Origin of the sequence: Candidatus Accumulibacter cognatus (assembly GCF_000584975.1) — a bacterium.
Lineage (GTDB): Bacteria > Pseudomonadota > Gammaproteobacteria > Burkholderiales > Rhodocyclaceae > Accumulibacter > Accumulibacter cognatus.
In genome coordinates this window covers 82,977-89,315 of sequence record NZ_JDST02000009.1, presented here as the reverse complement: position 1 = coordinate 89,315, position 6,339 = coordinate 82,977, and the positions used below count along the sequence as shown (strand labels likewise).

Genomic DNA, 6,339 nt, shown 5'->3' with positions numbered 1-6,339 from the left:
GTCCGAAACGCATAAAGAGCCATTTGGAATTGCTGGCCCTTTATCCTCCTTCTACAATCCCTTGACGGGACGGTATTCTCTCGGCCGTGACTGCGACGTCAATTACCTGCTGCACACTGTGAAGAATGTTTGAAGCGGTCCTGTTCGACCTTGACGGAACTTTTGCCGATACCGCTCCGGATCTGGCGGCGGCACTCAACCGCTTGCGCTCTGATCTCGGCTTGGCAGCGCTTCCGGCGGCCCGCTTGCGTTCCCTCACTTCTCAGGGCGTCCGGGGCATGCTGAAGGCGGGACTCGACATGCAGCCGGGCGATCCGGACTATGCGGAGTTCCATGATCGCTTCCTGCTCTATTACAGCCAGGACATCTGCGTCGGGACGACGGTTTTCCCGGGGATTGACGAACTGCTTGGCGGCTTTGAGCGCCGCGGTTCGCCGTGGGGAATCATCACCAACAAGGCGCAACGCTTCACCCTGCCGCTGCTGAACCAATTGGGTTACGCCAAACGTGCCGCCTGCGTGGTCAGCGGCGACTCTGCGCGGCGTGCCAAGCCCGCAGCCCAGCCGATGCAGCTGGCATGCGCGCTGATTTCAAGGGAGCCCGCGCGCTGCCTTTACGTCGGTGATGACTTGCGTGACATCCAGGCTGGTCGGGCCGTCGGTATGGCCACAGTGGCGGTGCGCTACGGCTATCTTGGCGATGGCGCCCCGATCGAGGCCTGGGGTGCCGATCATCTCGTCGATGATGCCCGGGAGATCGCCGCGCTGGCTGGCATCTACTGATCCGTGTTGCGGGTGTCGTGATGCGTTACAGTGCACGTATGCCACGAACCGCTTTGATCCTTTTCGCCCATGGCGCACGTGACCCGGAATGGGCCGAGCCGATGCGCCGCGTCTGTGCAGCGGTGCGCGAACAGGCGCCCGAACTGCGTGTTGAACTGGCCTTTCTCGAGTTCATCAAACCAGATTTGCGCGCGTGCGTTGAATCACTGATCGCCGAATGCTGGGAACGTATCCTGGTTGTGCCGATGTTCATCGCTCGCGGTGGACATCTGAAGCGAGATGTGCCGCTGCTGCTCGAAGAACTGCGACAGCGTCATCCGCAGACGTGCTTTGAACTCGCGCCTGCGATTGGCGAGGCCGAGCCCATCGTTCAGGCCATGGCCCGGCATGCGCTGGCGCTCGCCAGTCGCTGAGGCGGTACGGCTGCCACGGAGGATGGTCAGCAGGCAAGCGCGCCTTACTGTGATGCGCCTGCGAGTCTGCGTTCTTTAGGCGCTTATGACTGAGATCTATACATTTTGTGAGCAGACTTTGTCATGCGGTAGCGCCTGCGAGAGCGGGAACGATGATTTGAGCGGTGATGCGGCAAGCGGCGGCAATGGCGCTACGGCCAAGACGGGTCAGATCATGGCGGTCGCTATGGGCGACTTTCTTGATCAGGCCGAACTTGCGCAGACGCCCAAGGTAACGGGTCATGCTCGACACGGAGAGATTGGGCAAGAAGCGCGACAAATCGGCACGGCGAATGCCTTGGATGTTGAACTCAGGACGCTGCAAGGCGCGCAGCGACGTTTGCTGCGTCGAATCGAAGAAGTTGAAACCCTGGAGGGTATGGCCGTCGACGATCTTCGGGCGGGTGAGTCGATGCAGGTTGCGATCACCTGCAGAAGGGTCGTCGAGAGCGGACAGGTATTCCAGGTAGCGCCGGTGACAGCCGAGCAGAATTTGGCGCAAATCGATGAGGCTGTAGATGGTCTTCCTGAGCGGGGCGATTTCGTGGGTTTCGTGGTGATCACGATGTTCCCCCTTGCGGTAGTGTTTGAAGCAGGACACGTCGTTGGTAGTGGTTTCCAAGCGCAAGACGCGATGGAACTTGTCGTACATCTTGATCGATACCTGACCGAGGCGGTGCTGGATACAGGGACCTTCGATGCGGGTGGCCAAGCGACTGCCGATTTCCTGTGCCAGTTGCGGTGTCATCTTCTTGCCCAGGAAACTCGCCACCTGCTCGGCCTTGACCGAGAAGATCGCCTGCCGGGAGAGTTCCTCGTAGAGCGGCTTGATGATCTCTTCGGAGCGAAACACCCGATCAGTAGAGTCTTCAACCTGCATCAGACTCCCTTGGTAGGTCTGGCCGGAGACATCGAGCACCGGGCAGCACTGCTGGGCATAGCGGTCCAGGATCGCGTGCAGGGTGTCTGGCGAGAAGCCGTCGGCAAGTTGCTGGGCACGTGCCCAGTCGCCGACACGAATGAAGGCATTGTCAGCCATCGCGTAGTCTATCCTTTCGGCTTCGAGAGAACGCGCCAGCCAACTGTGGCCATTACAGTAGAACTGAAACCGGAAAGGACAGCACGTCGGGACACGCAGGGAGATGAGTCCGAGAGTTTTGTCGATCCAGTAGAAATAATAGTGGAGGCACTTGCCCGAGGTATGGCACAGAAAGGTCTGGTGAGTTTGCTTGTCGTGCTACGGTTCGTAGGCGTCGCAGGCTTCCATCGCGGAGAGGAGATGCACCAACCCAGGGGGATCGCCAGGGTCCTTGAGCACTGTGGCAACGACCTCTTCCTGGCGGACAGGCGTCTGGGGAATGTGCTCGATTCGCGCTCCGTGCATACTCGCCAGCGCCTGTGCGGTTTCATGAAGGCGATCACGCAGCGGCTCGGCCAAACGAGGGTAGTCAACAATGCGGATGTGATTGGCATTAAGGAAACTCGTCATCCCCGCCGCATAACAGGCGCCCGGCTAGGTTCCGGTAATCACTACCCGGTCGTAGCACGACGGCACTCCTGCAAGCCGTTCTTGATACCGATCAGTCAGCATTTCGGTCATGGTCGTCACCTACACTTGCTCTCTTCCGTTACGACAACCACTTCAAGCTGTTTGGTTCCGGCTTCGCCGGCTTAGGGGAAGGTCGGTGGCTGACATCACCTTGTCGCCGATCGGCTATCTGGCGACGCCATTTCGGGAGCGCTTCGGCATTCCTCGTCAGCCGCGCCTGGCACCGCATGCACGCGGCCAACTGCGCCTGCTGCGACCTTATGACCGGGAGGAAGCGGTGCGTGGCCTGGCGGCCTTCTCGCATGTCTGGCTCAGTTTTGTCTTCCACCACTGCAGCGGCGATTGGCACCCGACGGTTCGGCCGCCGCGGCTGGGAGGCAATCAACGCGTTGGTGTATTCGCCAGCCGCAGCCCGTTTCGCCCGAATCCTCTGGGGCTGTCGCTGGTTGAATTATTGTCCATTGAAACGCGTACGGGGGTGGTATTGACTTTTGGCGGCGTTGACCTGCTTGACGGAACACCAGTCCTCGACATCAAACCTTACCTTCCCTTTGTCGAGAGCGAGCCGGCGGCCCGCAGTGGTTTCGTCGAGGGTCCGCCGCCGCAACTGGCGGTCGATTTCAGCAGGCAGGCGGCGATGCAATTGTGCCAGCACGAATCTCGCTGGCCGGACCTGGCGGCGCTGCTGTGTGAGGTATTGGCGCAGGACCCGCGTCCGGCCTACGCGAGCGACCCGCTGCGACGCTATGGCTTGCGTCTTTACGATCTGGAAGTCAAATGGCGTTGTACGGGGATGCGGGCCGTCGTTGAGGAAATTGTCCCGGCCGTGGCCGATTGATGGCCCAGTCCGTCGACAGTGCCTGCTCCGGTAAGCAAGTTGCAGGTGGGTTGCGTCGGGAGCACGACTCAAGGCGAGGTGGCGAGTATTCCGAGCATTCCGGTCCCCGCGAAGGTCACGGCGCCAGGCGTTCGCGAACCCATTGCTGATCGTTGTTCAGTCGGTAGCGAAGACGGTCGTGCAGACGGCTCTTTCTGCCCTGCCAGAATTCCCAGGTATCGGGACGCAGCCGGTAGCCGCCCCAGTGCGGTGGACGGGGCGGGTGCAGCAGGAACTTTGCGCCATAGCGGGCGGCATTGCCGACGAGGACGCTGCGGCTGGCAATCACCTGGCTCTGCGGACTCGCCCAGGCGCCGATGCGCGAATCGAGTGGGCGGCTGGCGAAGTACGCATCGCTTTCGGCGGCACTCACTTTTTCGACGCAACCCTCGATGCGCACCACCCGCTCCAGGTCGACCCAATGAAACTGCAGCGCTGCCCAGGGGTTGGCAGCGAGTTCGCGACCCTTGCGACTATCGTAGTTGGTGAACCAGGTGATGCCCTTTTCGTCATAGCCCTTGATCAGCACCACGCGGGTCGACGGGCGCAGGCGGCTGTCTACCGTCGCCAGGGTCATGGCGTTGGGCTCGGGGACTTGCGCGCTGATCGCTTCGCTGATCCATTTCTCGAACTGTTTGAGGGGGTCGGCGAGTGACGCGTCCTCACTGAGTTCGGCGCGTTCGTAGCTTTTGCGGAGGTCGGCGAGCTTGGTCATCTGGCGTACGAAGAGGCAATGGGTGGAGTCTGGCGGGGCTGGATCATGCAGTGGCGGATTATCGTCGATGCGCTACCCCTGCAGCCAGTTCTTGCGCAGGGAGTTGCGTTTTCGCTGCAACTGCAACTGGTGGCGATCCTTGGCCGGCGCGCCGAGTTGAACCGTGAATTCCATCAGTTCGTCGCGTCGAAAGGCATGCAGGTGGACCATTTCGCCGGCCTGACGGCGACTCAACAGGCGGTCGAAGGTCGATGGCGTGACTCGCAAGCCATCGATCGCCAGCAGCAGGTCGCCGGCCGACAGTCCGGCGACCTGCGCCGGGCTGTCTTCGTAGACTGTCGTCAATCGGACCTCGCTGCCGTCGCTGCTGGTTCTCACGCCGAGCGACGGGTTGGTGGAGATTGCCGAACGCTTCAGCCGGATGCCAAAGGGCCGCAGCAATTGCGCCAGGTCCACGTCGGTCGTGCCATGGATGGCTTCGGCGAAAAAGTGCTCGAGGTCGAGGCCGGACAGTTCTTCGGCGAGCAGCCGGATGTCCTCGTCGCCAATGCCGCAGCGCTGCTCACCCTGGCCATGGCGTTGCCAGAGCGCGCGCATCACGTCGTCCAGTGAAATCCGGTTGCTGGTCTCGGCGCGCAGCTTCAGGTCGAGTGCCAGCGCCACCAGCGCTCCCTTGGTGTAGTAGCTGACCACTGCATTCGGGGTGTTTTCGTCTGGCCGGTAGTATTTCGTCCAGGCGTCGAAACTCGACTCGGCAAGCGTTTGCCGCTGCCGACCGGGGTTGTCGTGGACCTTATCGATCGTCCTGGCGACCAGCGCCAGCCAGTCTTTCAACGGGATCAGGCCGCAGCGTAGTAGCGCCAGGTCGTCGTAGTACGAGGTGAAACCCTCGAAGGCCCAGAGCAGGGTGGTGTAGTTCTCGGCATCGAGATTGTAGGACGAGAATGCTGCAGGCTGGATGCGCTTGACGTTCCATGCGTGGAAATACTCGTGGCTGCACAGACCGAGAAAGCTGCGATAGCGCTTCGGTGTGCCGCGCATGCCAGGGTAGGGCAGATCGTCGCGGGCGCAGAGCAGCGCCGTCGAAGCCCGATGCTCAAGTCCGCCATATGCATCGTCGACGGCGGTGACCAGGAAAACGTAATGCGGCATCGGTGCCGGTTCGCCGAAGAAGCGGATCTGCCATTCACAGATACGCTGCAGGTCGGCGGTCAGGCGCGCCAGGTCGCAGTCATGACGCCCGCTGATGGCGATCTCGTGCGGGACACCGCAGGCCGTGAATGTGGCCAGCGTGAAAGTGCCCATTTCGACCGGGTGATCGATCAATTCGTCATAGTTGGCGGCTCGGTAGAGACCGAAAGCGTGTCGCTGGCTAGTCTGGTCGCATGCCGGGGTGAGCGCAGTGGCGACACGCCAGGCTTCGAAGTCCCTGCCGATCGGCCGCTGGATATCGACCAGACATGGCAGATGTTCATGACCGAGGGCGCGCAGGAATACGTTGCTGCCATTGAAAAAGGCGTGTGTCTGGTCGACATGCGCAGCGCGTACCGAGAGATCCCAGGCGTAGACCTCGCAGATGACGGTAAGCGCCACACCCTTGCCAACCGGTGCAGCCTGCCAGCTATGTTTGTCGATCTTGGTTAGCGCGACCATTTTGCCAGCGGTCTCGGCACGAATCGCGACGATGTGGCGCGCGAAGTCACGAATCAGGTAGCTGCCGGGGATCCAGGCCGGCATTGCGAAACGCTGCCCGGCCGGGTCGGGTGTGGCAAGCGTGCAGCGCACTTCGAGAAGATGCGCCGCAGGCCTGCTCGGACGGATGCTGTAGCGGATGTGCATAGGCCTCATCGCTTGAGTGGGTCTGGTCAGGGTGTTGCCGGAATTGTACGGCTTGCGTGCGCTGCCATGTGCAGGCATGGGGTCAACATCGGGGCGATGCAGCGCGGGCCGTGCGAGCGGGAAAC

General features: G+C 61.5%; 7 protein-coding genes. 3 read left to right on the top strand and 4 right to left on the bottom strand.

The annotated features are described in order from the left end of the window. Positions 1-125: 125 nt before the first annotated feature. Both AW06_RS02630 and AW06_RS02625 read left to right on the top strand, forming a co-directional pair. Complete coding sequence (locus AW06_RS02630) at positions 126-782, top strand: HAD-IA family hydrolase (protein ID WP_034945115.1); 657 nt, start codon at positions 126-128, stop codon at positions 780-782. A gap of 38 nt (positions 783-820) precedes the next feature. Next, positions 821-1,195 carry a CbiX/SirB N-terminal domain-containing protein gene (locus AW06_RS02625; RefSeq protein WP_034945152.1) on the top strand — a complete coding sequence of 125 codons (375 nt, stop codon included), beginning with the start codon at positions 821-823 and terminating at the stop codon, positions 1,193-1,195. Between the two features lie 121 nt (positions 1,196-1,316). Here the strand turns inward: AW06_RS02625 and AW06_RS19760 are convergent, their stop codons facing one another. Next, complete coding sequence (locus AW06_RS19760) at positions 1,317-2,273, bottom strand: MarR family transcriptional regulator (RefSeq protein ID WP_273704319.1); 957 nt, start codon at positions 2,271-2,273, stop codon at positions 1,317-1,319. Between the two features lie 198 nt (positions 2,274-2,471). Then, positions 2,472-2,723 (bottom strand): hypothetical protein, encoded by a 252-nt coding sequence (locus tag AW06_RS19755; protein WP_138679217.1) that lies wholly within the window; start codon positions 2,721-2,723, stop codon positions 2,472-2,474. Between the two features lie 196 nt (positions 2,724-2,919). On the opposite strand from AW06_RS19755, the gene tsaA reads away from it, so the two are divergent. Beyond that, on the top strand, positions 2,920-3,621 hold the full coding sequence (gene tsaA, locus AW06_RS02615; RefSeq protein WP_034945113.1) for a tRNA (N6-threonylcarbamoyladenosine(37)-N6)-methyltransferase TrmO: 702 nt from the start codon (positions 2,920-2,922) through the stop codon (positions 3,619-3,621). Between the two features lie 115 nt (positions 3,622-3,736). Here tsaA and pdxH read toward each other — a convergent pair whose 3' ends face one another. After that, complete coding sequence (gene pdxH / locus AW06_RS02610) at positions 3,737-4,375, bottom strand: pyridoxamine 5'-phosphate oxidase (RefSeq protein ID WP_034945110.1); 639 nt, start codon at positions 4,373-4,375, stop codon at positions 3,737-3,739. Positions 4,376-4,447: 72 nt separating this feature from the next. Further along, on the bottom strand, positions 4,448-6,214 hold the full coding sequence (locus AW06_RS02605) for a PDZ domain-containing protein (RefSeq protein ID WP_273704318.1): 1,767 nt from the start codon (positions 6,212-6,214) through the stop codon (positions 4,448-4,450). Positions 6,215-6,339: the final 125 nt, after the last annotated feature.